General features: G+C 55.3%; 19 protein-coding genes and 1 pseudogene. 16 read left to right on the forward strand and 4 right to left on the reverse strand.

Features of this window, described 5'->3' with window-relative positions:
• Positions 1–38: 38 nt before the first annotated feature.
• Together AC791_RS11500 and AC791_RS11505 are read left to right on the forward strand one after the other, a co-directional pair.
• Positions 39–1,076, forward strand: a complete 1,038-nt coding sequence (locus AC791_RS11500) for an NADP-dependent oxidoreductase (RefSeq protein WP_049840573.1) — start codon at positions 39–41, stop codon at positions 1,074–1,076.
• Between the two features lie 171 nt (positions 1,077–1,247).
• The gene (locus tag AC791_RS11505) at positions 1,248–3,158 is read left to right on the forward strand and encodes a methyl-accepting chemotaxis protein (protein WP_072094345.1); all 1,911 of its coding nucleotides are present in this window, start codon (positions 1,248–1,250) and stop codon (positions 3,156–3,158) included.
• 38 nt (positions 3,159–3,196) lie between these two features.
• Here the strand turns inward: AC791_RS11505 and pqqU are convergent, their stop codons facing one another.
• Positions 3,197–5,308, reverse strand: a complete 2,112-nt coding sequence (gene pqqU / locus AC791_RS11510) for a TonB-dependent receptor PqqU (RefSeq protein WP_049840574.1) — start codon at positions 5,306–5,308, stop codon at positions 3,197–3,199.
• Positions 5,309–5,567: 259 nt separating this feature from the next.
• On the opposite strand from pqqU, the gene AC791_RS11515 reads away from it, so the two are divergent.
• Positions 5,568–6,629, forward strand: coding sequence for a YncE family protein (locus AC791_RS11515; protein WP_049840575.1), 1,062 nt, complete (start codon positions 5,568–5,570; stop codon positions 6,627–6,629).
• Between the two features lie 131 nt (positions 6,630–6,760).
• Here the strand turns inward: AC791_RS11515 and ansP are convergent, their stop codons facing one another.
• The gene (gene ansP, locus AC791_RS11520) at positions 6,761–8,224 is read right to left on the reverse strand and encodes an L-asparagine permease (protein WP_049840576.1); all 1,464 of its coding nucleotides are present in this window, start codon (positions 8,222–8,224) and stop codon (positions 6,761–6,763) included.
• A gap of 564 nt (positions 8,225–8,788) precedes the next feature.
• Between ansP and AC791_RS11525 the strand changes: the two genes are divergently transcribed.
• From AC791_RS11525 to AC791_RS11560, 7 genes and pseudogenes are all read left to right on the forward strand, one after another.
• Positions 8,789–9,790, forward strand: coding sequence for an LLM class flavin-dependent oxidoreductase (locus tag AC791_RS11525; protein ID WP_049840577.1), 1,002 nt, complete (start codon positions 8,789–8,791; stop codon positions 9,788–9,790).
• The gene (locus tag AC791_RS11530) at positions 9,787–10,908 is read left to right on the forward strand and encodes an amidohydrolase (protein WP_049840578.1); all 1,122 of its coding nucleotides are present in this window, start codon (positions 9,787–9,789) and stop codon (positions 10,906–10,908) included. Before AC791_RS11525 ends, AC791_RS11530 begins: the two co-directional genes overlap by 4 nt.
• A gap of 26 nt (positions 10,909–10,934) precedes the next feature.
• Positions 10,935–13,195: pseudogene (locus tag AC791_RS20800) on the forward strand (NtaA/DmoA family FMN-dependent monooxygenase).
• A 10-nt stretch (positions 13,196–13,205) separates the two neighbouring features.
• Positions 13,206–13,712, forward strand: a complete 507-nt coding sequence (locus AC791_RS11545) for a GNAT family N-acetyltransferase (RefSeq protein WP_049840581.1) — start codon at positions 13,206–13,208, stop codon at positions 13,710–13,712.
• Between the two features lie 9 nt (positions 13,713–13,721).
• Positions 13,722–14,651 (forward strand): amino acid ABC transporter permease, encoded by a 930-nt coding sequence (locus AC791_RS11550; protein WP_049840582.1) that lies wholly within the window; start codon positions 13,722–13,724, stop codon positions 14,649–14,651.
• Positions 14,635–15,411 (forward strand): amino acid ABC transporter ATP-binding protein, encoded by a 777-nt coding sequence (locus AC791_RS11555; protein WP_049840583.1) that lies wholly within the window; start codon positions 14,635–14,637, stop codon positions 15,409–15,411. The genes AC791_RS11550 and AC791_RS11555 overlap by 17 nt, the downstream gene beginning before the upstream one ends.
• The gene (locus AC791_RS11560; protein ID WP_049840584.1) at positions 15,408–16,301 is read left to right on the forward strand and encodes an ABC transporter substrate-binding protein; all 894 of its coding nucleotides are present in this window, start codon (positions 15,408–15,410) and stop codon (positions 16,299–16,301) included. Before AC791_RS11555 ends, AC791_RS11560 begins: the two co-directional genes overlap by 4 nt.
• Positions 16,302–16,363: 62 nt before the next feature.
• On the opposite strand, the gene AC791_RS11565 is transcribed toward AC791_RS11560, so the two are convergent.
• A complete protein-coding gene (locus AC791_RS11565) occupies positions 16,364–17,680 on the reverse strand; it encodes an MFS transporter (protein ID WP_049840585.1) in 1,317 nt (438 codons plus the stop codon).
• Positions 17,681–17,767: 87 nt separating this feature from the next.
• Entirely contained in the window at positions 17,768–18,964 is a 1,197-nt protein-coding gene (locus AC791_RS11570) for an L-talarate/galactarate dehydratase (protein ID WP_049840586.1), read from the reverse strand.
• Between the two features lie 314 nt (positions 18,965–19,278).
• Between AC791_RS11570 and AC791_RS11575 the strand changes: the two genes are divergently transcribed.
• The 6 genes from AC791_RS11575 (at position 19,279) to nhoA (ending at position 25,098) form a co-directional block, all read left to right on the forward strand.
• Positions 19,279–20,283 (forward strand): LacI family DNA-binding transcriptional regulator, encoded by a 1,005-nt coding sequence (locus tag AC791_RS11575; protein ID WP_148677790.1) that lies wholly within the window; start codon positions 19,279–19,281, stop codon positions 20,281–20,283.
• Positions 20,284–20,343: 60 nt separating this feature from the next.
• Positions 20,344–20,571: a tautomerase PptA gene (pptA, locus tag AC791_RS11580; RefSeq protein WP_049840587.1), complete on the forward strand. Its 228-nt coding sequence runs from the start codon at positions 20,344–20,346 to the stop codon at positions 20,569–20,571.
• 247 nt (positions 20,572–20,818) lie between these two features.
• Positions 20,819–21,520, forward strand: coding sequence for an ABC transporter ATP-binding protein (locus tag AC791_RS11585; protein WP_049840588.1), 702 nt, complete (start codon positions 20,819–20,821; stop codon positions 21,518–21,520).
• On the forward strand, positions 21,517–22,485 hold the full coding sequence (locus AC791_RS11590; protein ID WP_049840589.1) for an ABC transporter substrate-binding protein: 969 nt from the start codon (positions 21,517–21,519) through the stop codon (positions 22,483–22,485). Before AC791_RS11585 ends, AC791_RS11590 begins: the two co-directional genes overlap by 4 nt.
• Positions 22,486–22,560: 75 nt before the next feature.
• Entirely contained in the window at positions 22,561–24,180 is a 1,620-nt protein-coding gene (locus AC791_RS11595; protein WP_199485515.1) for an ABC transporter permease, read from the forward strand.
• A gap of 72 nt (positions 24,181–24,252) precedes the next feature.
• Positions 24,253–25,098: an N-hydroxyarylamine O-acetyltransferase gene (gene nhoA / locus AC791_RS11600; protein WP_049840591.1), complete on the forward strand. Its 846-nt coding sequence runs from the start codon at positions 24,253–24,255 to the stop codon at positions 25,096–25,098.
• Positions 25,099–25,109: the final 11 nt, after the last annotated feature.

Genomic DNA, 25,109 nt, shown 5'->3' on the forward strand with positions numbered 1-25,109 from the left:
AGTATCTATGGATGCATTAAACCAATAAGGAGCGATTTATGAGTCAACAACCACAACGTAACCGCCGCTGGGTCCTCGCGTCCCGTCCGCACGGTGCGCCGGTCGCCGAAAATTTTCGTCTTGAAGAAGAGCAGATTTCAGCGCCAGGTGAAGGACAGCTCTTACTGCGCACCGTCTATCTTTCTCTCGACCCGTATATGCGCGGAAGAATGAGTGATCAGCCGTCCTATTCGCCGCCGGTTGAGATTGGTGCCGTCATGGTTGGGGCAACAGTCAGCCAGGTTGAGCAGTCGAATCATGCGGATTTTGCGCCGGGCGATTATGTACTTGGCTACAGCGGCTGGCAGAAGTACGCGCTCTCTGACGGCAAAGACCTGGTCAAGCTGGATGACAGCATACCGCATCTTTCCTGGGCGCTGGGCGTGCTGGGAATGCCGGGCTTTACCGCCTATATGGGGCTGCTGGATATTGGCAATCCGAAAGAGGGGGAAACGCTGGTGGTCGCTGCCGCAACCGGGCCAGTAGGCGCGACGGTGGGGCAGATTGGTAAACTCAAGGGCTGCCGGGTAATTGGTGTTGCCGGTGGACCACAGAAATGCCGTCATGCCAAAGAGGTACTGGGCTTTGATGAGTGTCTTGACCATCGTGCAGACGACTTTGCTGACCAGCTGGCGGCGGCGTGTCCTGACGGCATCGATATCTATTATGAGAACGTCGGCGGCAAAGTCTTTGATGCCGTGCTGCCACTGTTTAATACCTCCGCGCGCGTGCCGGTATGTGGTCTGGTGAGCGGTTATAATGCTACCGACCTGCCGGAAGGACCGGATCGACTGTCGCTGCTGATGGGTACCATTCTGAAAAAACGGATGCGGGTGCAGGGATTTATTATTGCCCAGGACTATGCGCACCGAATTGATGAGTTCCAGCAGCAGATGGGCGAGTGGGTGAAAGCGGAAAAAATTCACTATCTCGAAGAAGTCACCGGGGGCCTCGAAAACGCGCCGCACACCTTCATCGGGATGCTGGAGGGGAAAAACTTCGGCAAAGTCGTGATCAAAGTCTCCGAAGAAAGTTGATTCGACAAGGTTAACTGACATTACGCCGTGCAACGTTGCGCGGCGTAATGTGATCCGGCTCGCGTTCTGCGCGCCTCAGAGCGTTTTTCCTTCCGCATGGCTGAATTAACCCCTTTCTCTGCCGATAACAAGACACGCTATACATGTTACTGGTTACCCAGGGAGTACGGGATGTCTGGTTTTCGCCAACGCTTACGCAATATCACTATCACTAAAAAACTCGCCACCGGATTTGGGGTCGTTCTTTTGCTGGTGGCCATCGCTACCACCCTCAGCGTACTCCGCTTTCGTGAAATACGTGACGTTTATGAAAAAACCAATCTTATTTACAATATCAATATAGAAGTCTTTCAGGCCAAAATTAACCGGCTGAAATATTTCTACAGCAGCGATGAAAAATCAGGCCAGGTGATGGCAAATTATGTGGATCACGCGCTGCAACTCACCGCATCTGCCCGGAGCCTTGACTGGACGCCGCAAGAAAGCGCCGTCATTGATGCCGTGGACAAGCATCTGCAAGAATTCAAAACCAGCGTTAGCGCAATGCAGGCCTCCACCGCTGCATTGCTGGCGTTGAGGAGCGCACTGGATCAGGCCGGTAACGACGACCTTCAGTCCCGCTACGCCGCCCTGATCCGTACTCCGCTGGAGGACACCGCGCTGAGCTATCAGCTTTATGATGTGCTGTTTGCCATTGGCAACGTGCGTGACCGGGCGCTGGCCTTACGGTTCAGTACCAGCCAGCAGGCCCGCGACACGCTGGAAAAATCTGCCGCCACCACGCAAAACGCGGTTCAGACGCTGCTGCCTCTGCTGCCAGACGATGCCAGAACCCAGCTTCAGTCGTTATGGGAGGAGAGCGCCGCCTACCGCGATAACAGTATCTATTATTACCAGTCCGTGCAGTCACTCAACACCGCTGAAGATGCGGTTAAAACCGCCGGTGACCGCTCCAGCGCAGCCATTAAAGACATTATCGTGCTGGTAAAAGCGCATAACGATAGCCTGGCAAATACTTCATCGACAATCACCGCGCTGGTAGGGTTTATCGCCATTCTGCTGGGGATCGCCGTGTCGTGGTGGGTTACACGCCAGATCACCCGGCCGATGCGCGAGAATCTGCAGCTTGCAGAGCGCATTGCCAGCGGCGATCTCAGCGCTCGTATTGTGGCGCGCAGTGAGGATGAATTCGGCAAGCTGACTGCCGCCATGGGCGTGATGAATAATAAATTGCGCGCCATGATTGGCGAGGTGCGCCACAGCGTGACGCAGGTCACCAGAGCGGCGTCAGACATTGCCGATGGTAATACCGATCTGTCGTCCCGCACCGAGCAACAGGCGGCGGCAGTGGTACAAACGGCTGCCAGTATGGAACAACTGACCGCCACGGTGAAAAATAACGCGGATAATGCCCGTCATGCCAGTAAACTGGCGGCGGAAGCGTCGCACACAGCAAGCCAGGGAGGCAGCGTGATGCGCGATATGGTGGCGACGATGGGTGATATTAATACCAGCTCGCGCAAAATTGCCGATATTACCGCCGTCATTAACAGTATTGCGTTTCAGACCAATATCCTGGCGCTGAATGCGGCAGTAGAAGCGGCTCGCGCTGGCGAGCAGGGGCGTGGTTTTGCAGTGGTCGCCAGCGAAGTTCGCAGTCTCTCCCAGCGCAGTTCGCAGGCGGCGAAAGACATTGAGCACCTGATCGCAGAATCGGTATCCCGGATCGATACCGGCAGTGATTTGGTGGTGAAAGCCGGAAAAACCATGGAGCAGGTGGTCGACTCGGTAACGCGGGTGAACGATATTATGGGCGAAATTTCTTCGGCGTCGGAAGAGCAGAGCCGGGGAATTGAGCAGATTGCCCGTGCCGTATCTGAGCTTGACAGTACGACCCAGCAAAATGCCTCACTGGTTAATGCCTCGTCACTGGCGGCCGGTTCGCTGGAGGAGCAGGCGCGGATCCTCGAAGAACTGGTGACCGCTTTCCGTCTGGATGACAGCGTCCGCGTTCAGCGAGCATCGCGTGAACCTGCACTGGCCGCAGGCAGCATGCCGCAGGGCAACTGGACAACATTCTGACGGTCAACCCGGCGGCCGATGCCGCCGGGTTAACGCGGTTAGAACTGCCAGGCCACCGAGACGCCGACGCCGTAATTGCGCCCCGGCGCCGGTTCGTAGTAGCGACCGTTAGATTCGTTAACGATAACCGACCCCGCATACTCCCGATCAAACAGATTATCCACCCGACCAAAAACATCCATCAGCCAGTGCCCGTAGCTAAACTTATAGCCGGTATTAAGGCCGACGACCGTCCACGACGGCGCTTCGGCGGTATTCTCATCGTCTGCCATAATGCCGCTCATATAACGGATGTCGCCTCCGGCATACCAGCCGCTTTCTGGCTCATAGCCCAGAGAGGCAAATCCCATATTGCGTGCAATGCCCGGCATCCGGTTACCGTTGCAGTCATTTGCGCCGCAGACGTTGGTGCGATAGGTGGCATCAAGCCAGGTCCACGCCGCTTTAGCCCGCCAGTTTTCAGCAAATTGCTGATCCAATGACAACTCTGCACCCTGACGACGGGTTTTGCCCGCGTTTTTATAGCTGGTTCGCCCGCCGCTGCTGGCATCCACTACTATCTCGTCATCGGTGTCCGTCTGGAACAGGGCCGCGGTAAACAGCCCGTTGCCTACACGCGTCTTGCTACCCACTTCTATCGTGTCGTTAGTTGAGGGTTTAAGATTGAAATTAAGCCCGCTCTGATTATCCGACCGGTACGACAGCTCGTTAATCGTCGGCGTTTCAAACCCGCGTCCGCCAGAGAGATACACATTCCAGGCGTCGGTGACCGCGTATTTCAGCGAGCCGGCCGGAAGCCATTTATGATAGCTGGCATCACCACTGTCATCGCCGTTGGCCGCCGTCTGGTAATGATCGTTGGAATCAAACCACACTGAGCTGTAGCGCACGCCGGCGTCAAGAGACAGCTTTTGCGTTAACTGCCACTGGCTTTGCAGATAGGGATCGAGGTTCCACATCAGGTTACGTTCATTACGACGCAGCGCGCCTTTCTGCCCGTATTCAGGTGCGCCATTCACCATGACAAAATTCTCGTAACCTTTACGATCCTCGCTCATGTTTTCGTAATCGAGACCGGTGGTAAAGGTGACCGGAACGCCCAGCTCACCCCGATGCGTCCAGCGGGTATCGATCCCCTGATAATGACGATTAAGGCTAATCACGCCGCCGGCATGCGTGGGATTAAGCTGCGGCGCGCGCGGAATGGACTGATACTGCGTCGTTTCACGCTCGCCTGCATACATCATTACGCTAAGATCGTCATCGCTGCTGAGTTCACGTTCATAGCGCAGCCCGGCCTGGGTTTGCCGGGTATCCTTACGGGTGTTGTACTGATCGCCGCGCGGCGACTGGTGCGGATTATCGTGCCATTCCGTACGGCTAAGGCCGCCTGGATCGTTGGCGGTGATATCAACGCTGTTAAGCAGCAGGGTTAATTTGCTGACATCATCAATTCTTACCCCAAGTTTGGCATTGGCCAGATTTTTGCGCGCGCCGCTGTGATCGCGATAGCCGTGGGTGGCAAATCGGCTGGTCGACACGGTGTAATCCACGTCGCCCGCCTGGGTGCCATCACCGGTGGCACCCGTCGCTTTGAGTCCATAGCGCCAGGTACCAAAACTGCCGTAATAGCTACTGGCTTCAATGGCAGGCGGCTGCTCTCCGGTCTGGGTGGTGATATTCATCACTCCGCCGGAAGAGTTGCCGTAGAGCGCGGAAAACGGGCCGCGCAGGACATCTACGCTTTCAACGCTATTGATATCAATATTGGAGGTCTGCCCCTGACCGTCGGGCATGGTCGCCGGGATACCGTCGACATAGAGTCGCAGGCCGCGCACGCCGTAGGTGGAACGCGAACCGAAACCGCGAATCGACAATTGCAGATCCTGCGCATAGTTTTGCCGATTCTGCACCTGTAAACCCGGTACCGCGCCCAGCGATTCAGAAAGGTTGACGCGCGGCGCGGCATGGCGCATTTCCTCGCCGTTGATCACGCTCACGGCGGCGGGGGTATCCAGTTCAGAAACCGCATGAGGCGTAGCAGTAACAATCAGCGTCTGATCGTCAGCGGCGAAGGAGAGGGCTGGCAGGGCAATAACGGGTAACAACAGCGCCGGAAATGCGGCCGGATGGACGATCGGGATTTTCATTAAAAGGCTCTTACATACGCAACAAAGTGGATATTCGCCGTCATGTTAATGTTTTTGTAAAAAATTGAAAATCAAAACGGCACTTTACGTTAAGTGCAAGTATAGGAAGTAAATCGTTTTTTGCCGGAAAGGTAAAAATTAACGCTCCACATTCCATTAAATAATGATTATTATTCGCATCTAAATCAGGGTGTCACCATGAATGCGCCCGGGGAAGCCTGTGAAGCGGTACTACTATTGCTCAAGAAAGGGAGTCATTATGTCATTACGTCATCGGTTCGCGCCGCGCCTGCGCCAGTCGCTTTTACTTACATCCCTGCTGCTGGCGGGCACATTCACCGCCCATGCTGCCGAAGAGATGTTGCGCAAGCCTGTAGGTAAAGGGGCGTATGAAATGGCGGTCAGCGCGCAGGAAAATGCGCTGTGGGTTGCCACCTCACAGAGCCGTAAAACGGATAAAGGCGGGGTAATTTATCGCCTCGACCCGGTCACGCTTGAGGTTACGCAGGCGATTCATAACGATCTCAAACCGTTTGGCGCAGCCATCAACAATCAGACCGGTACGCTGTGGTTCGGTAATACCACTAATGGGGCGATTACGGCGGTGGATGCGAAAACCGGCGACGTGAAAGGGCGCCTGGTGCTGGATGCGCGTAAACGCACCGAAAGCCTGCGCCCGCTGCAACCGCGTGAACTGCTGGTGGATGAAAAAACCAACACCGTCTATATCACCGGACTGGGTAAAGAAAGCGTGGTTTGGGTAGTCGATGGCAAAACCATGACGCTGAAAACCACCATCAATAATACTGGCGCGATGGGTACCGGTCTGGCGCTGGATGCCGACGCGAAACGTCTGTATGTAACCAACGCCGACGGTGAACTGGTGACCATTGATACCGCAGGTAATAAGATCCTGTCCCGCAAAAAGCTGCTTGATGATGGTAAAGAACACATGTTGCTCAACCTGAGCCTGGATGTGGACGGTCATCGTGCCTTTATCACCGATTCAAAACAGCCGCAGGTGCTGGTGGTGGATCTGCGCGACGGCAAAGTCATCAGTACTATTGATGCACCAGAGTCGCTGGCCGTGTTGTTTAACCCGGTGCGAAATGAGGTCTATGTCACCCACCGTAAGGCCGGTAAAGTCAGCGTTATTGATGCGAAAACCGCAAAAGTGGTGAAAACCATTGATACCCCGACCTTCCCGAATAGCCTCGCGCTTTCAGCCGATGGGCAAACGTTGTTTGTTACCGTTAAGCAGGCGTCCAGCCGCGAAAAAGAAGCCACCCAGCCGGATGATGTGATACGTATTGCGCTCTGAAGGCGCTGCGGTTATGGGTAACTTTAGATATTACGTATAGTCCCAGGCCGGGTAAGGCGTAGCCGCCATCCGGCATTATCAGCCAGTTGGGTAGAAACCGCGCTGTGTTGAAAGGCAGCGCGGCGGGTATTTTATTTATTGGCGGGGGCGTGGTCCGGCGCCAGACGCTGAATAGCCTCCACCCGCTTGCGTACGCCGAACCAGCCTGCAACCAGCAGAATGGCAATCAGCGGCAGAGAAGCGATGGTCCAGGTGCCGTTCGGATAATCAAAAGCCATCAGCACCAGAACGCTTAATAAAAACAGCAGGGTAAGCCAGGAGGTAAACGGCGCGCCGGGCATTTTGAAGCCGACGTCGGGGGTTTTGCCTTCTTTGATGGCTTTTCGCAGCCGCATCTGGCAAACCACAATAAATCCCCATGAGGCGATGATGCCGATTGATGCGACGTTAAGCACAATCTCAAAGACCTGTGAGGGCACCAGATAGTTCAGAAACACGCCGATCACATAGATAAACAGCGTCGCCAGTATCCCGGCGTAGGGCACCTGCTGACGGCTCATTTTCGACATAAACGACGGTGCTGAACCGCCCATCGACATGGAGCGTAAAATGCGGCCGGTACAGTAAAGACCGGAGTTCAGACTCGACAGCGCCGCCGTCAGCACCACGATGTTCATGATACTGCCAATATAGGGTACGCCAAGCTTTGAGAAGAAGGTGACAAACGGGCTTTGCCCCGCCTGATAGGCATTCCACGGTAATAACAGCACCAGCAGCACCACCGATCCGACGTAAAAAAGCCCGATGCGCCAGATCACGCTATTGATAGCTTTTGGTACCATGGTCTGCGGATCTTTACATTCTCCTGCCGCCGTGCCAACCAGTTCAATGGAGGCAAACGCAAATACCACGCCCTGGACCAGCACCAGCGCCGGCAGCAGGCCGTGCGGGAAGAAGCCGCCGTTGTCGGTGATCAAATGAAACCCGGTTGTACCGCCGTCAAGCGGTTTACCGCTGCCGAGAAATACCGTGCCGACCACGAGGAACAAGACAATCGCCAGCACTTTGATCAGCGCAAACCAGAACTCCATTTCGGCAAACCACTTTACGCCAATCATGTTCATGGTGCCGACAATGGCCAGCGCGCCGAGCGCAAATACCCACTGTGGAACATCACCGAACGCGCCCCAGTAGTGCATATAGAGCGCCACCGCCGTAATGTCCACAATCCCGGTCATCGCCCAGTTAACAAAGTACATCCAGCCTGCCACATAGGCCGCTTTTTCGCCGAGAAACTCGCGGGCATAAGAAACAAAACTGCCGCTGGAGGGGCGGTGCAGGACTAACTCGCCCAGCGCCCGCAATATGAAGAAAGAGAAAATGCCGCAGACCAGATAGACAATCGCCAGCGAGGGGCCAGCCATTTGTAAACGGGCACCCGCGCCCAAAAATAGCCCGGTACCGATAGCGCCGCCGATAGCAATCATCTGTACCTGGCGGTTGCCCATCGCTTTGTGGTATCCCTCTTCATGCGAGTTTAGCCACCGGCGTTTTGCGGCATGTTGCTCAGCCGGGGTGTGTTCAGTTGTGTTCATGAATTTTCCTGTTTTACCTGTCCAAATCCTGCAAGGATGTGCTGATGCCCCGGGACGCTTCTCATTATTCTGAGGATGAGATAGCGCCGCAGAGGGCGAAACATCCTACACTTATCATCAGGATGGCGTAAAGACAGTCTGCCGCTGAAAACGGCAGCTCAGGAAAGAAAGGCGCAGTTATTGACGGATTTCACCGCTATGCTGAATGCAGAAAATAAAAATCAGGGTTTCGGATATTCATCGTTTAAACAGGTTTATAGCGTTTTTTGATAAGCGCGTAGCGCATTTTTCGGCGGGTTTTCGGATATTAATTCAAACAGTACCCGGATAGCGTCCTCTTGTTTGCCGAGGGAAGACAGACATAACGCAAAGAAAGGAATAACGTCTGACGCGTCAGGCCAGGCGCGGCGGAATTGTAAAAAAAGATCTTCTGCTTTATGTCGTTTACCGAGACACCAATGGCGTATTTGCATTTTCTGGCAGTACAAATGTAAATAAATTGTTTCTCTTAGCGGCTCCAGAATTTTAATAATGCGGGTATGTCCTCGAAAGCGAGCCTGCAATATGTCTTATTTATTAAGTATTCTGGATAAAAGCCCCGTGGCGGAAGGCGAAAATGCCACCCAGGCGCTGGCGCGCACATTAACACTGGCGCAACATGCCGAAGCCTGGGGATATCATCGTTTCTGGATAGCCGAGCATCATAATACCGCTCAACTGGCCAGCCCCTCCCCGGAGCTGGTTATTGCCTGGCTTCTTGGCCAGACCCGACGTATTCGGGTTGGCTCTGGCGGGGTGATGTTGCAGCACTACAGTCCGTATAAAGTGGCTGAAAACTTCAATTTGCTGGCCTCTATTGCGCCGGGACGGGTCGACCTCGGAGTGGGAAAAGCGCCGGGCGGCCTGCCGAATGCCACGCGCGTTCTTCAGCAGGGCAGTCATGCAGACGAAAAAGGACGTTTTGACGATCGGCTGGCGCAGCTGGATAACTGGTTGTCCCTGACCCGGGAAGATGATGAGGCCAGCGTGCTGGCCACGCCGATCCCGACCCAGCGTCCGCAGGGATTTCTGCTGGGGGCCAGCGTGCAGAGCGCCAGACTGGCCGCGTCGCTGGACTGGGATTTTGTTTTTGCCGCGCATTTGAATGGCGATAAAGCGCTGCTGCGCGAGGTCATCGCCGCCTGGCGAGCCGTCAGTCGCAGACCGGTGATTGTTGCCGTGCAGGCAATTGTCGCCGACGACACTACCCGGGCGGCAACGCTGGCGCAGCAGGTTGAGATCTGGGGCGTGGAGCTTGAAAACGGTCAGCGCGTGACCGTGGGCAGTGAAGCCCAGGCGCAGGCGTTTGTACGCCAGGCGCAAAGTCCGGCGATCCATATAGCCCGCCGCGAATCGTCGTTATTGCACGGCACCGCGGAACAGGTGCTGGCCCAGCTTGACGCGCTGCACACCGCGTTCGGCATTGACGAATTTATCATTGATACGCCGGTGGCCGAGGGTGAGGCGCGGATCAACTCTCTGCGTTTACTGGCGGATGCGCGTGTCGTCGCGGAGGTTGCGCCATGACCTTCAGCCAGCAATTAATCGACTGGCGGCGCGAACTGCACCAGCATCCGGAACTTTCTCTCGAAGAGGTCGCTACCACTGCACGCCTGAGTGACTGGTTGCAGGCAGGCAATATCCGCCTGCTGCCCTATGCGCTCAAAACCGGCGTGGTGGCGGAAATTGGCCAGGGAGAAAAAGCGATTGCCCTGCGTGCGGATATTGACGCACTGCCCATCCATGAAGCCACTACTGTCCCGTTTCGCTCGCAGAACGCCGGAGTTATGCACGCCTGCGGTCACGATATTCACAGTAGCGTCATGCTGGGTGCCGCGCTGCTATTGAAACAAAAAGAAGCCCAGCTGCCGGGGCGGGTGCGAATTTTATTTCAGCCTGCCGAGGAAAATTTCGCCGGGGCCAAAGCGCTGATCCGCGCCGGGGTGCTGGAGGGTATTTCGGCGATATTCGGCATGCATAATGAGCCGGGACTACCGGTAGGGCACTTTGCTACCCGTGGCGGCGCGTTTTATGCCAACGTCGACCGCCTGGTGATCCGCATTACCGGCAAAGGTGCGCACGCTGCCCGGCCTCATGAAGGGCGTGATGCGATCCTGCTTGCCAGTCAACTGGTTACGGCGCTCCAGAGTGTTGCCAGCCGCGAAGTGAATACGCTTGATTCAGTCGTGCTTAGCGTGACGCGCATACAGGGCGGGAATACCTGGAATGTGCTGCCTGAAAGCGTTGAACTGGAAGGGACTCTGCGCACCCATCGCATTGAAGTTCAACAGCGGGTGAAGGCCCGGGTCGATGAAATCGCCGCCGGATTTGCCCTCGCGTTTGGCGCACAGATCGACGTTACCTGGTACGCCGGGCCGACGGCGCTGGTGAATGATGAGCGCTGGGCGGCCTTTTCTCACGATGTAGCGCAGCAATCGGGTTATCACACCGATCCTGCCGACCTGCATATGGGCGGTGAAGATTTTGCCGTCTATCTCCAGCACATTCCCGGCGCGTTTGTCAGTATCGGCAGCGCCAGCGATTTTGGCTTACATCATCCGGCGTTTAATCCGGACGAAGCGCTGATTGCACCTGCCGCGCACTATTTTGCGTCGCTGGCCGAGCGCGCATTACATCATATTTAATTTTTGCTTCAGGGGTAGGGGGAACTATGTCCAGAGAACGGCAATTGCGTCTTGGCACGATTTTACATGGCGCGTCGGGAAATATGTCAGCCTGGCGTCATCCGACAGCGCTAGCGGATTCCAGTATTAATTTTGAGTTCGTCAGACAGACTGCGTTAAAGGCGGAAGAGGGCAAGCTCGATTTTTTATTCGTCGCCGACGGTTTATATATCAATGAGAAATCGATCCCACATTTTCTGAATCGTTTTGAGCCGCTGACCGTGCTTTCCGCGCTGGCCAGCATTACCCGCCATCTGGGGCTGGTCGGTACGCTATCGACCTCTTACAGCGAGCCGTTCACCACCGCGCGGCAATTTGCCAGTCTGGATCATCTAAGCCAGGGCCGCGCAGGCTGGAATGTAGTGACCTCGCCGCTGGAAGGCTCGGCGAAAAACTTTTCCCGGGCGCAGCATCCCGAGCATGCGCTGCGTTACCGCATCGCCGATGAATATCTTGAAGTGGTTAAAGGCCTGTGGGATTCCTGGGAAGAGGACGCGTTCGTGCGCAATAAAGAGAGCGGCCAATTTTTTGATCCGGCTAAGTTGCACACCCTCAATCATCACGGTGATTTTTTTCAGGTGGCTGGGCCGCTGAACATTGGCCGCACGCCACAGGGGCGACCAGTCATTTTCCAGGCAGGCGCTTCTGAAGACGGTAAAAAACTGGCCGCCCGCCATGCAGATGCCATTTTTACCCATCATGAAACCCTGGAAGAGGCGCAGGCATTTTACCAGGACGTGAAGCATCAGCTGGAGGGGCAAGGTCGTCGCGCCGATGAACTGCATATATTCCAGGGCGTCAGCATTATTGTCGGTGATGATGCAGCGGATGTTGAACATCAGTATCAGACCACCGCGGCGCTGGTGTCGATTGACGATGCGCTGAATTATCTTGGTCGCTATTTCGAACATCACGATTTCAGCCAGTATCCGTTGGACGCGCCGTTCCCGGATATCGGTGACTTAGGGCAAAACAGTTTTCGCAGCACCACGGATGAAATCAAACGCAGCGCGCGGGAACGCCAGTTGACCTTGCGTCAGGTGGCGCTGGAAGCTGCCAGCCCGCGCCCGCGTTTTTCCGGTACAGCCGACGAGGTTGCTGACGGGCTGCAACGCTGGTTCGAGGCGCGCGCGGCCGACGGATTTATCATTCAGGGCGGTACGCCCGATACCTTTGCACATTTTGTCGATCGCGTGGTGCCTATCTTGCAGGCGCGCGGCCTGTTCCGTCGGGATTATCCCGGCAGCACGCTGCGTGAGAGCTTTGGCCTGGATCTGCCCGTTAACTCATTTACACAATAATAAGAGACAACGCTATGTACAAAACATCACTGGTTCTGGCGCTTGCGCTGGCATGGAGTTCCGTGGGGCTGGCAAAAGAAGTCACCATTAATGGCACCGGCGTTAGCCTGGAGGCCAACAAAACGCCTGTTCACAGCGCGAAAAATCCCGCGGCCATCGCGCAACTGCCCGCGAATTATCATTTTGCCGTACCGGGCAAACTGACCGTGGCGGTAGCCGCGCTGAACTCGCCTCCGTTAACGGTTTTCGCCGATGACAATAAAACGCTGATGGGCAGCGAAGTCGACATTGCACGGCTGGTCGCCGACAGTTTAGGACTGGAGTTAAACGTGGTGCCTGCCTCCTGGGAAGACTGGCCGCTCGGGGTGGCGTCAGGCAAATATGATGCGGCAATCAGCAATATTACGGTGACTAAAGAACGCAAAGAGAAGTTCGATTTTGCTACTTACCGTAAAGATTCACTGGGTTTCTACGTTAAATCCACCAGCCCGATAAAGCAGATTGAGAAAGCAGAAGATATTCCCGGACTGCGCATTATTGTCGGCTCAGGCACCAATCAGGAAGCGATCCTGCTGGCCTGGAATGAGGCCAACCTGAAGAAAGGGCTGAAACCCTTTATTCCGGTCTATACCAAAGATGACGCCGCGCAGACGCTGGCGATCCAGTCCGGGCGCGCCGACGCTTTCTTCGGTCCCAATGTGATTGGCGCATGGAAAGCGGAACTGACCGGTAAAACCCGGCTGGTGGGCAGTGTCGACGGCGGCTGGCCTAAGGCTGCGCATATTGCCGTCACGCTTAAAAAAGGCAGCGGGCTGGTTACGCCGGTGCAGACGGCTCTGAACGGGGTCATTCAAAGCGGCGATTACGATAAAGTTTTGAAACGCTGGGGAGAAAGCGTTGAGCGCATTGCCCGGTCGGAAATTAACCCGGCAGGACTTGGCGACTGAGGTGCGTAACATGAGTGATTATTTTCGCGATATTTCCCCGGACGCTGCCGAACTTCAGCCAGTTATCGAGGGCTTATTTGCTGATTACGCTGCACGTTATGGCGATTATTTTTCCCGTGATGCCGAGGTTGAAATCAGCGAACACTATCTTGCGCCACAGGGGGTATTTCTGGTGCTGGAGCGTGAAGGCGAGATTATTGCTACCGGCGCCTACAAACCGTTTGACGATCGTACAGCCGAAATTAAGCGCATCTGGACCCATCCGCGCCTGCGCCAGCAGGGGCTGGCGGGCCGTGTGGTTCAGGAACTGGAGCGACGTGCGCTCCAGGCAGGGTATAGCCATATTTATCTGACTACCGGCTTTCGTCAGCCGGAAGCGGTCCGACTGTATCTGAGCCTGGACTATACCCCGCATTTTGATCTGACGCGCGATCCGCACGAGTACAGCCTGCCGCCTTATGACGGGCGGCTGCGCTTTAGCAAACTATTATCAGCCCGCCTGAGTAAGAGTGCCTGAGGAGTCAGTATGAAAAGCGCTGAAAAAATTAAAGTGGTTCCGGCCCGCTATCCGCTACGTACTGCGGGGGCGCTGGTCGCCCTGTTTGTACTGGCAGCAGTGATCCAGTCCGTTGCGTTCAATCCACGCTGGGAATGGGCGGTCTTCGCCCGCTGGTTCTTTGACCCGGTGATCCTCGAAGGACTCGGACAAACGCTGTTATTAACCCTGATTGGCACGGTATTGAGCGTGATACTGGGCGGGATGCTGGCGCTGGCGCGGCTCTCATCGTCATGGCTGTTAAACAGCCTGGCGTGGAGTTACATCTGGCTATTTCGCTCATTACCGCTGATTGTCGTGCTGATTATTCTGTATAACTTCTCGTATCTCTACGACACCCTGTCGCTCGGTATTCCCTTTACGCAGATTGCCTGGGGGAAATATGAAACCATCAATGTGCTGGGGCAATTTTCCACCGCCGTGGTAGGGCTGACGCTGGTACAAAGTGCCTATACGGCGGAAATCATTCGCGGTGGTTTTTTAGGCGTCGATCATGGTCAGTATGAAGCCGCCGCCGCGCTCGGTCTTCCGGCCTGGCGACGCACCGTGCGGATTATTCTGCCGCAGGCGCTGCGCACCATTCTTCCCGCCGGGTTTAATGAAATCATTAGCCTCGCTAAAGGCACAGCAATGGTTTACGTCCTGGCCATGCCGGAACTGTTCTACACCATTCAGATGATCTACAACCGCACTCAGGAAGTGATCCCTCTGCTAATGGTCGGCGCGGTCTGGTATCTGGCGATCACCAGCGTGCTGTCGCTGATCCAGTATCTGGTTGAGCGCTGGATGGCCCGCAGCGAGCGGCGTTCGGCGATTAATCCGGCGCCGCTTCCCCGCAGCATTTCAACTTCATCCGTTGTTTCATCATCGCAGGAGCCTGCCCATGCCCACCTCTCCTGAAGGTCATATCTCCATTACCGGCGTCAGTAAATATTTTGGCCGCCACAAAGCGCTGAATGACGTCACGCTTGATATTGCGCCGGGCACCGTCACCGTGATCCTCGGACCGTCAGGATCGGGAAAGTCGACGCTGCTGCGAACCATTAATCACCTCGAACGCGTTGACGAGGGATTTATTCAGATTGACGGTGAGTATATCGGCTATCGCTTACAGGGTGACAAGCTGTATGAGCTAAAAGAAAAAGAGATCCTGCGCCAGCGAATTAACGTTGGGTATGTCTTTCAGAATTTTAATTTATTCCCGCACCTCACGGTGCTGGAAAATCTGATTGAGGCTCCCGTTGCTCACCGTCAGCTGCGGCGGCGGGACGCGGTAGCGCGCGCTTATGAACTACTGGATATCGTCGGGCTTCGGGATAAAGCCGATGCCTGGTCGCGGCATCTCTCTGGCGGACAACAGCAGCGCATTGCTATCGCCCGCGCGCTGGCCCTACGTCCACGGGTCATGCTTTTCGATGAACCGACCTCAGCGCTGGATCCAGAGCTGGTGGGAGAAGTCCTGGATGTTATCAAAAAGCTGGCCCGTTCCGGCACCACGCTGGTGGTGGTCACCCATGAGATTGGTTTCGCGCGCGAGGTAGCCGATCAGGTGGTGTTTATGGTCGATGGAAAAATCGTCGAGCAGGGTAGTAGCGAGCAGGTTCTTAATCACCCGCAGCATCCGCGCACCCGTCAGTTCTTATCAAAGGTATTGTCATGAAATATACGCTTCTGGCGCTTATCGTATTAAGCGCTTCGACTCTGGCGAACAGTACCCCGGATTTGAAAGCTAATGAACAGCCGCTACCGGTCACGCGTGATGAGACGGCCATTGCCCGTATTCCGGCGAATTACCGCTTTGTTGAACCGGGAACGCTGACGGTGGCTATTTCTGCGCTTAATTCGCCGCCGCTGGCCCTGTTGGCGAGCGATAACCGGACCCGTATTGGTAGCGATCCGGATATTGCCCGCCTGCTGGCCAAAAGCCTTGGCCTGAATCTGAAGCTGGTGCCAGTCGCATGGGAAGACTGGCCGCTGGGGATTTCCTCCGGGCGCTATGATGTCGCCCTGGTCAATATTGCGGTCACGGAGCAGCGCAAAGAGAAATTTGATTTCGCCACCTACCGCGACGATCATCTGGCGTTTTCGGTTAAATCCACCAGCCCGATAACGCACATTAATAAGGCAGAAGATCTCGCCGGAATGAAAGTGATTGTCGGCTCAGGTACCAATCAGGAACGCATCCTGCTTAGCTGGAATGCGGAAAATGAACAGGCCGGGCGTCAGCCTGCGCAGCCGATCTATTTAACCGATGATGCCTCAGGCAATCTGTATATTCAGTCCGGACGCGCGGATGTGATTTTTGGCCCACAGTCTGTGGCGTCGTATAAAGCCGCATTAACAGGCAAAACCCGGGTAGCAGGGCTGGGACCGAAAAAGGCGTCGGTAGCGACTACGACTAAAAAAGGCAATGGTCTGGTCAATGCATTGCAGGCGGCGCTAAACGGCGCGATTGCACGCGGTGAGTATCAGCAGGTACTGGCACGATGGGGGGAGCAGGGCGAGGCGGTTTCAGCTTCACAAATTAATCCGCCGGGGATCACCTGGTAACGGCAAAAAAACGCTGTTCCGGGGAGTTCAGACCTGGAACAGCGTGGCGAAAGTTCGCCATATCAGGATCGGGTAGTTGCTGGCGTTAACTGAATGCGATCGAGTGGACCCACAATAAACAGATAAGAGATCAGGCCGATCAGTCCCATTGAGCCCACGTACAAAATGGCATAATCAAAAGAGTGGGTATTGGCGATGATCATGCCGATCACCAGCGGGGTGACGATACTCGCCATATTGCCGCACATATTAAAGACCCCGCCGGCAATCCCCAGCACTTCCTTCGGCGAGGTATCGCTCAGTACGCACCAGCCGAGATTACCAAAGCCTTTGGCAAAGAAGGCGAGGCTCATTGCGCCAATCACCACTACTTCTGAAGAGGTGTAATTGGCGACCACGATGACGCAGGAGAGCAACATCCCACAAATAACCGGCAGTTTTCGTGCAATGGTCAGACTGTAACCACGTTTCAGCAGCCAGTCCGAAGTGATACCCCCGAGCAGGCCACCGATAAATCCGGCAATCGCCGGAATACTGGCGATAAAACCGACTTTCAGGATCGACATCCCTTTGGCTTCATACAGGTACGTTGGAAACCAGGTCAGGAAAAACCAGGTTATAGAGGTGACGCAAAATTGCCCGATATAGACGCCGATCATCATTCGGTTCACGCAGACGCTTTTAATCTGGGCTAGGGACAGTTTCGGCTGATCTTTTTTGGTGCCAAGTGTCGGTTCTCCGCCGCCTTCACGGATATAATCCATTTCCTGCTGATTAATTTTTGGATGCTGTAGCGGGTCGCGGACTTTTATCAGCCAGAATATTCCCAGCACGACGCCAATAGCGCCAATGTAATAGAAGACATAATGCCAGCTTAGATTATGCAAAATAATGGTCATCAGCGGCGTAATAATGCCAAGCGAGATATACTGTGCCGCCTGATAAACCGAGGTGACGAAACCACGCTCTTTATTCGGAAACCACTGGACGCTCAGGCGACTATTAGCCGGAAATGCCGGGGCTTCTATCGCGCCCATCATTAGCCGCAGGATCACCAGGACAATCAGCGGGCTGGCGAACAAATAAATAGTACCCTGAAACATGGTTACCAATGACCAGGCAATTAATGCACAGCCGTAAATCAGCCGTGAGCCATATTTATCCAGCAGCCATCCCCCCGGTATTTGCATAATGACATAAGAAATGCCAAAAACAGAAAACGCCAGCCCTAACTCTTCCGCGTCAAACCCTAATTCTTTACTCATGATCGGTGCCACTACCGAAAGCGTGGCACGGTCGGCATAATTAAATACGGTGGCCAAAAATAAAAATAACAGAATGCCGTGACGCACATTAGTGCGTGCAATACGCGTCGTCATAACCAACTCCTTAACAGGGTTGAATTTTATTTTATCGGGTAGGGTGGCGGGCAATGACGTCCCGCCAGGGTACAGGGCAGCCTGAGGTTAAGGGCGTTTCCCAAACTCGCAGGTTAATTGTGTCCAGCGGCGGGCCTGCTCGCTAATACTGAATCCCAGACCATGACGCTCAGAGATCCACATCCGTCCGTCACGTAGCTCCAGCTGTTCGTTGAACAGCGGATTCAGCCATTCAAAATGCTCCAGCCACGGCTCCAGCGGGTAGGCGGCAGACAGATGCAAATGCACTTCCATCGCAAAATGGGGAGCCAGTTTGCGACCATGTTTGGCGGCCAGATCCATAATTTTCAGAAACGGTGAGATGCCGCCAACCCGCGGGGCGTCCGGCTGAACGTAGTCGCTGGCGTTACCGAGGATCAACTGCTCATGCTCGCGGAAGCTGGTCAACATTTCACCGGTCGCAATCGGCGTGTCCAGGGCGGCAGCCAGCTGGGCGTGGCCTTCAACGTCGTAAGCATCCAGCGGCTCTTCGATCCAGATCAGATTAAACTGTTCCATCTTACGCCCCATGCGGATGGCGGTTTCGCGATCCCACTGCTGATTGGCGTCAACCATTAGCGGAAAATCATCACCCAGCGCTTCACGCACAGCCGTCAGGCGGCGAATATCTTCTGCGGTATTTGGCTGGCCCACTTTAAGTTTGATACCGCCGATACCATTTTCTTGCGAAATAACCACATTCTTCAGCACCTGATCCAGCGGCGTGTGCAGGAAGCCGCCGGAGGTGTTGTAGCACTGTACCGAATCACGATGCGATCCAAGCAGTTTAGCCAGCGGCAGTCCGGCGCGTTTGGCTTTCATATCCCACAGGGCTATATCGATAGGGGAGATAGCCTGCACCGCCATTCCGCTGCGGCCAACGGAGGCTCCGGCCCACAGCAGTTTGCTGTAAATTTTGTCGATATCGTTGGGATCTTCACCGAGCAGATTATCGGCAATTTCTTTGGCATGGGCATAAATGCCCTGGCCTCCGGCACGTTTGGAATAGCTAAAACCGACGCCTTCATGGCCGTCACGGCTGCGAATTTCAGCGATGATAATCGCGACTTCGGTCAGCGGTTTTTGACGTCCGGTCAGTACTTTTGCATCACTGACCGGTGTCGCCAGCGGTAAAAAAGCCAGCGACAGTTTTACCCACTCAATACGATCCCCGGTTTCAGCGGCGGTTTTTATCCCTGAAACGCGGGCGTAGGAAACAGCATCTGAATTGGCGCTTGTGGTCATTTTACTCTCCAGGTGAACTAAAATGTTTGCGCTAACATTTCTATCTCCTGTGTTATCGTGTTGCCAGCAGCACGTACTATTTATGTACAGTCGATCACAAATATGGCTTAAAATGCCCCCATTATTAAGAGGGGTATCACATTCCGGACGCGTCAGGCAACGAGTGCAATTTAAAATGTTAGCGATAACATTAAAAGACAATGTTTTGTCGTTAACAGATTGATATTTGGCTAAAAAATGGTCTTATTCTGGTAATGGGGCGGTATATCATTAATAATGTTAATTCCCCCAACAAGATCTCAAAAGGCTGCGCCGTGAAGCGTTCAAAAATGACCCATGCACCGACACTCGAAGACGTGGCCCGCACCGCAGGTTTATCCTCAATGACGGTGAGCCGGGCGCTGAATACCCCGCACCTTGTTCGGCCAAAAACCGTCGATAAAGTACTTCAGGCGGTACGGGTCACCGGCTATATTCCGAATGCCCTGGCGGGCGGGCTTGCCTCACGCCGGAGTCGGCTGATTGCAGTTGTGGTGCCACAAATTAACAACAATATGTTTGTCGATACTATCCAGGCATTAAGTGATGCGCTGGCGCTGCGGGGTTATCACATGCTGCTGTGCGTGGCCGGATACACCCAGCAGACTGAATCTGAACTGGTATCCACATTGTTGTCCCGCCGCCCGGATGGTGTAGTGCTGACGGGTATTCATCATTCGCCGGACCTGCGTAAAATCATTCTTAATACGGCTATTCCGGTCGTGGAGATTTGGGATCTGACGCCCACGCCGCTGGATATGCTGGTGGGGTTCTCGCATGAGAAAATCGGTATTGCGACCGGGGAGTATCTTCTGCGCAAGGGGTATCGTAAAGCGGGGTTATTGTGGACCGCTGACCTGCGGGGCGCGCAGCGTAAAAACGGTCTGTGTGATGTGCTTAAACGTTATGGTCTCGCCGAGCCGGGACAAATTGATGTGCCGCTGCCGGCCTCGCTGGCGCTGGGGCGCAGCGGGCTGGCTTCCCTGCTGGCGCAGGATACCTATGACGTTATCGTCTGTAGCTCGGACACCCTCGCCCAAGGCGCGATAATGGAAGCGGAAAGTCGGGGGCTGACGGTTCCGCGGGATCTCGCGGTGATTGGATTTGGCGATCTGGATTTTGCTGCCAGCAACCGGCCGGCCATAACCACTGTCAGTATTGATCGTCATGAGATCGGCTATCGCGCCGCCACGCTACTGGCAGACCGTATTGAAGGCGTTGAGCAGGACGAAAACATTATTGATATCGGTTTCCATCTGGTTGAACGTGAGTCGGCGTAATGATAAATAGCGCGCTGGTTTTTATGCTAGCGTTAAGGTTTATTCCCGAAGGAGAAAACCATGCCGCACATTGATATTAAATGCTTTCCCCGCGATCTAACCGACGAACAAAAATCCGCGCTGGCGGATGACATTACTCAGGTTATCGTTCGCCATCTGCAAAGCCAGGAGCGCTCAGTTTCCATTGCGCTAAATAACGTTAAGCAGGAGGCGTGGCAGCAGGTCTGGGACAGTGAAATCGCTCCGCAGATGGATACGCTCATCAAGAAGCCCGGATACAGTATGTAACGTTAAGATTTGAGGTGCTTACAGCGCGCCTCAACGGCCCGGCGCGTGCCGGGTCTGCTTTTTGCCTCACTTTAAATCGCCACAAAACCGTCATTCTTCCGTCATCTCTCCTGCCTATAGTCACTGCCAGATTAAGTCCCAAAGAGGATAACAATATGATGGCTCCCCTGTGTTTCTCACAGGTGAGTGCGGCCCGGCGGCCAGTGACCGCAGGGCGCGGCATGCTTTCCGTAACAGGAGGGCGCTAATGCACGCATTCACCTCAATCTCGCTACAAGGCGTTTCGTTCGCTTTCGGCACTCAAAATATCCTCAATCATATCGATCTGCATATCGAACCCGGCAGCATTGTGGCGCTCCTGGGGCCATCCGGCTGCGGCAAAAGTACGCTGTTACGCTTGCTGGCCGGACTGGCACAGCCTGCCGGGGGCGAGATCTTTTTTGGCGAACGGCGGGTGGCGATGCGCGGCTGGTCGCTGCCACCCGAAGCGCGCGATATCGGAATGGTCTTTCAGGACTATGCCCTGTGGCCGCACATGACGGTGGCGCAGAATGTCGCCTTTCCGCTGCGAATGCGCGATGTTGCGCGGGCGGAGCGGGAACGGCGCGTAGCCCTGGCACTCCAGCGGGTCGGACTGGCGGCGTTCGCCGGACGTAAACCCTCCGGTTTGTCCGGCGGGCAGCAGCAGCGGGTGGCGCTGGCGCGGGCGATTGTCGCGGAGCCGCGGGTGCTGTTATTCGATGAGCCACTATCCAATCTTGATAGCGAGCTACGCGAGTCGCTGTGTCTGGAAATGGGCCAGCTACTGCGCCAGTTGGGGACGACCGCGGTGTATGTTACGCATGACCGCCGGGAAGCCGAGCTGCTGGCCGATCGCGTTGTGCATCTTTCTGGCGGCAGTATTGCCGCGATCCGTACTGTTACTTCATCCTCAGGGGAACCCGCATGACATCCGTACTATCCGTAAAACAAGGAGTGGCCCTCGCCATCATGTTGTCATCTGTCATACTATCCAGCGCACATGCGCTCACCGTCTATACCGCAGGGCCGGGCACACTGGCGAAAAATCTTGCCAGCGATTATGAAAAGAAAACCGGCGTGAAAGTAAATGTATTTCAGGCCACAACCGGTAAAGTGATGGCACGACTGGAGGCCGAGCAGGCCAATCCGCAGGCGGATATCCTCATTTCCGCCTCGTGGGATACGGCAGAAGATTTACACCAGCGCGGCTGGTTGCTGCCTTATCAAAGCGCGAATGCCGCTAATGTGCCTGCCCGTCTAAAATCCAGCGATTTTGTGGCCCAGGGCGTATCGGCACTGGGTATCGTCTGGAACAGCAAGAGCGGAACGCCAGAACCCAAAGAGTGGCAGGACCTGACCGGACCGGCATTTAAAGATAAAGTGACTACCCCCGATCCGGCGCTGTCGGGCGCGTCACTTGATCTGTTGATTGGGTTGCAACATGACATGGGAGATAAAGCCTGGAGCCTGTTTGCTGCGCTTAAGAACAACGGCATGGTGGTCAGTGGTCCCAATGCGCAGGCAGTGACGCCGGTGATGCAGGGGGCGAAAGCGGCGGTTTTCGGCGCGGTGGATTATGTCTCCTATGGCAATATCAGCCAGGGCGAGTCGCTAAAAGTGATTTTTCCGGCCAGCGGGACAGTCATTGCTCCGCGCCCGATGATGATCCTCAAAACCACCAGACAGGCTGATGAGGCAAAAGGCTTTATTGATTATATTTTGTCTACGGAAGGGCAAATGCGGGTCGCTGATGCCTGGCTGATGCCTGCCCGTAGCGATATCAAAGCCAAACGTCCGCTGCTTGATGAACTTCACATTTTGCCGACCACCAGTGACGGCAGCAGTGAACGCAGCAGCGTACTTACCCGCTTTAATCAACTCTTCGCGCAATAACGCGTCCGGCGGGGACCACTCCGCCGTCAGGACTGACTTGTGAAACAAAAATTGATCCCGGTCTTTACACTGGCGATGCTGCTGGTGCTGGTCGCTTTACCGCTGCTATTTATCATTTTGCAAGCGATTTTTCCCGACTTTAGCGCCGGCTCATGGCGTTCACCATTCGCCGGTATTATGCCGCTGATCAGCGATCCTGGCCTTCCGGCTATGCTGGGGGGAACGTTAACCATCGCCGTGGTGGTTGCCGCGTTGAGCGCGGTTATCGGCCTGCCTCTGGGAGTGGCCCGGGGACTGTTTCACCTTCCGCTGGCAAAACTGTGGGATGTGCTGTTCCTGATCCCTTTTCTTACTCCGCCGTATATCGTGGCGCTGTCGTGGACGCTGGTGCTACAAACCCACGGCTATCTGGAGCAATTTACCGGGGTCAATCTGAACGACGTATTGTTCAGCCGGGCAGGGATTATTCTGGTGATGACCCTGAATATTTTCCCGGTTATCTATTTTGCCGTTTCGCGCAGCCTGATGGCCAGCGGTCAACGGCTTGCGCTGGTAGCCCGCGTGCACGGAGCCAGCGCCTGGCGCGCTTTCTGGCATATTACCTTGCCGATGGTTTCCCCGGCGCTGGCGGCGGGAGTGCTGTTGTCATTTATCCTGGCGATTGAAGAGTACGGCGTGCCGGCAGCGCTTGGTTCCCGCGCCGGTGTCGTGATGCTGACCGTCGGCATTGAGAAAAAGCTGGCCGACTGGCCGGTTGATCTTCCCGGTGCCTCTTTACTGTCGCTGGTACTGATTGCCGTAGCGCTTGGCGGCTGGTGGCTGCAGCGCCGTCTGGTCGGGGACAAAGAAGTCACCAGTATCACCGGCAAGCCTGCGGAAAATAGCGGCATGCATCCGGGCAAATGGATTATCCCGGTGGTGGTAGCCATGAGCGGGGTGGGTTTTCTGGCAGTGGGATTACCGGGAATATCCATGGTGATCACCAGCCTTACGGCAACGTTATCCGGCGGCGCATCATGGGGTAACGTGACGTTGTCACATTACGCGGCACTTTTTAGCCAGCAGGGTGATGCGATTTCTGCGCTGGGGACCAGCCTGTCGCTGGCGTTTTGCGCTGCGCTTATTACCGGCCTGGTCGGGCTGCTGGCGGCGTGGCTGGTGGTGGTGCAAAAGATAAAAGGACGCGGTATTATTGATGCGCTGTCGCTGATGCCGGCGGCGCTGCCCGGTATTGTGGTTGGTGTGGGGTTGATCCTGCTGTGGAACCGCACGTTCTGGCCGGTTTCACCCTACAATACCTGGCTCATTCTGTTACTTTCTTACTGCTGCTTATTGCTGCCCTGGCCGGTCCGTTATGTAGGCAGTGCGCTGCGTCAGTTAGGGGGTAATCTGGAATCCGCTGCCCGGGTGCACGGTGCATCCTCGCTTCAGGCGCTGCGGCTGATCGTTCTGCCGCTGGTATTCCCGGCAATGCTGGCAGCCATGCTGATGGTTTTTGCCATCGCCTCACGCGAACTGGTGACATCGCTGTTGCTTGCTCCGGCGGGCACTCAGACGGTAGCCGTGTTTATCTGGCGACAGTTTGAGCAGGGATCGCCCGGACAGGGAATGGCAATGGCAACCCTGACGCTGGTGACGGGGCTGATCCTGATGCTAAGCGCGCTGGCGATATTGCAGCGTAATGAAAGGCAGTAGATCGCACGAATTCACCGCTGGCGTGAAAAATCCAGGGTATAACAGGGAAAATAATTTTTACCGGAGCCGTTGATGACCCCGTTTTTACACGCTTATTTATCCCGACTGAACGTTGAATCACAACCCACAGTGGATCTTGCCACCCTGCGGGAAATACATTTACGGCATAACTGCACCGTGCCGTTTGAGAATCTGGATGTTTTGCTGCCGGGAGAGATCCTGCTCGACGACCGTTCTCTGGAAGACAAACTGATTACCGCCCGGCGCGGCGGCTATTGTTTTGAACAAAATGGTCTGCTTGAGCGCGCGCTGGTGGAGATTGGTTTTCAGGTGCGCAGTTTACTGGGGCGGGTGGTGCTGGCTAATCCGGAGCAGATGCCGCCGCGTACCCACCGGCTGCTGCTGGTAGAGCTTGACGGTGAGCGCTGGATTGCCGACGTCGGTTTTGGTAGTCAGACCCTGACCGCGCCAGTCCGGCTGCTGGCCGATAGTGAACAGGAGACGCCGCATGGTTGTTATCGTCTGCAGCAGGAGGGCAACGACTGGATATTGCAGTTTCTGCACCATCAGCGCTGGCAATCCATGTACCGTTTCGATCTGACGCAGCAGTATCTGGCAGATTTTATGATGGGAAATTTCTGGTCGGCACACTGGCCGCAGTCGCATTTCCTGCATCATTTGCTGATGTGCCGCCACCTGCCGGACGGCGGTAAACTGACGCTGACCAATTTTCATTTTACCCACTGGCAGGACGATCGGGTCGTCGAGCAGTTTACGCTTCCTGACGTCCCGGCACTGTATCACACGCTACAGGAACGTTTCGGTCTTGGGGTGAGCGATCCGCGTTACGGCTTCACCGAGGATGCGCTGGCCGCCGTGATGGCCGGATTCGATACTCACCCGCAGGCGGGAAAATAGTCAGCGCGCTC

The sequence above is a fragment of the Klebsiella sp. RIT-PI-d genome (assembly GCF_001187865.1).
In the GTDB taxonomy this organism is placed as follows: domain Bacteria; phylum Pseudomonadota; class Gammaproteobacteria; order Enterobacterales; family Enterobacteriaceae; genus Superficieibacter.

Excerpts from the sequence above, each read along its gene's own strand:
- AC791_RS11555 (WP_049840583.1), top strand. The coding sequence starts at position 14,635 with ATGCCCACCTCTCCTGAAGGTCATATCTCCATTACCGGCGTCAGTAAA.
- nhoA (WP_049840591.1), top strand. The coding sequence starts at position 24,253 with ATGACCCCGTTTTTACACGCTTATTTATCCCGACTGAACGTTGAATCA.
- AC791_RS11550 (WP_049840582.1), top strand. The coding sequence starts at position 13,722 with ATGAAAAGCGCTGAAAAAATTAAAGTGGTTCCGGCCCGCTATCCGCTA.
- AC791_RS11585 (WP_049840588.1), top strand. The coding sequence starts at position 20,819 with ATGCACGCATTCACCTCAATCTCGCTACAAGGCGTTTCGTTCGCTTTC.
- ansP (WP_049840576.1), bottom strand. The coding sequence starts at position 8,224 with ATGAACACAACTGAACACACCCCGGCTGAGCAACATGCCGCAAAACGC.
- pptA (WP_049840587.1), top strand. The coding sequence starts at position 20,344 with ATGCCGCACATTGATATTAAATGCTTTCCCCGCGATCTAACCGACGAA.
- AC791_RS11560 (WP_049840584.1), top strand. The coding sequence starts at position 15,408 with ATGAAATATACGCTTCTGGCGCTTATCGTATTAAGCGCTTCGACTCTG.
- AC791_RS11500 (WP_049840573.1), top strand. The coding sequence starts at position 39 with ATGAGTCAACAACCACAACGTAACCGCCGCTGGGTCCTCGCGTCCCGT.
- AC791_RS11570 (WP_049840586.1), bottom strand. The coding sequence starts at position 18,964 with ATGACCACAAGCGCCAATTCAGATGCTGTTTCCTACGCCCGCGTTTCA.
- AC791_RS11565 (WP_049840585.1), bottom strand. The coding sequence starts at position 17,680 with ATGACGACGCGTATTGCACGCACTAATGTGCGTCACGGCATTCTGTTA.
- pqqU (WP_049840574.1), bottom strand. The coding sequence starts at position 5,308 with ATGAAAATCCCGATCGTCCATCCGGCCGCATTTCCGGCGCTGTTGTTA.
- AC791_RS11525 (WP_049840577.1), top strand. The coding sequence starts at position 8,789 with ATGTCTTATTTATTAAGTATTCTGGATAAAAGCCCCGTGGCGGAAGGC.
- AC791_RS11595 (WP_199485515.1), top strand. The coding sequence starts at position 22,561 with ATGCTGCTGGTGCTGGTCGCTTTACCGCTGCTATTTATCATTTTGCAA.
- AC791_RS11515 (WP_049840575.1), top strand. The coding sequence starts at position 5,568 with ATGTCATTACGTCATCGGTTCGCGCCGCGCCTGCGCCAGTCGCTTTTA.
- AC791_RS11505 (WP_072094345.1), top strand. The coding sequence starts at position 1,248 with ATGTCTGGTTTTCGCCAACGCTTACGCAATATCACTATCACTAAAAAA.
- AC791_RS11545 (WP_049840581.1), top strand. The coding sequence starts at position 13,206 with ATGAGTGATTATTTTCGCGATATTTCCCCGGACGCTGCCGAACTTCAG.
- AC791_RS11590 (WP_049840589.1), top strand. The coding sequence starts at position 21,517 with ATGACATCCGTACTATCCGTAAAACAAGGAGTGGCCCTCGCCATCATG.
- AC791_RS11530 (WP_049840578.1), top strand. The coding sequence starts at position 9,787 with ATGACCTTCAGCCAGCAATTAATCGACTGGCGGCGCGAACTGCACCAG.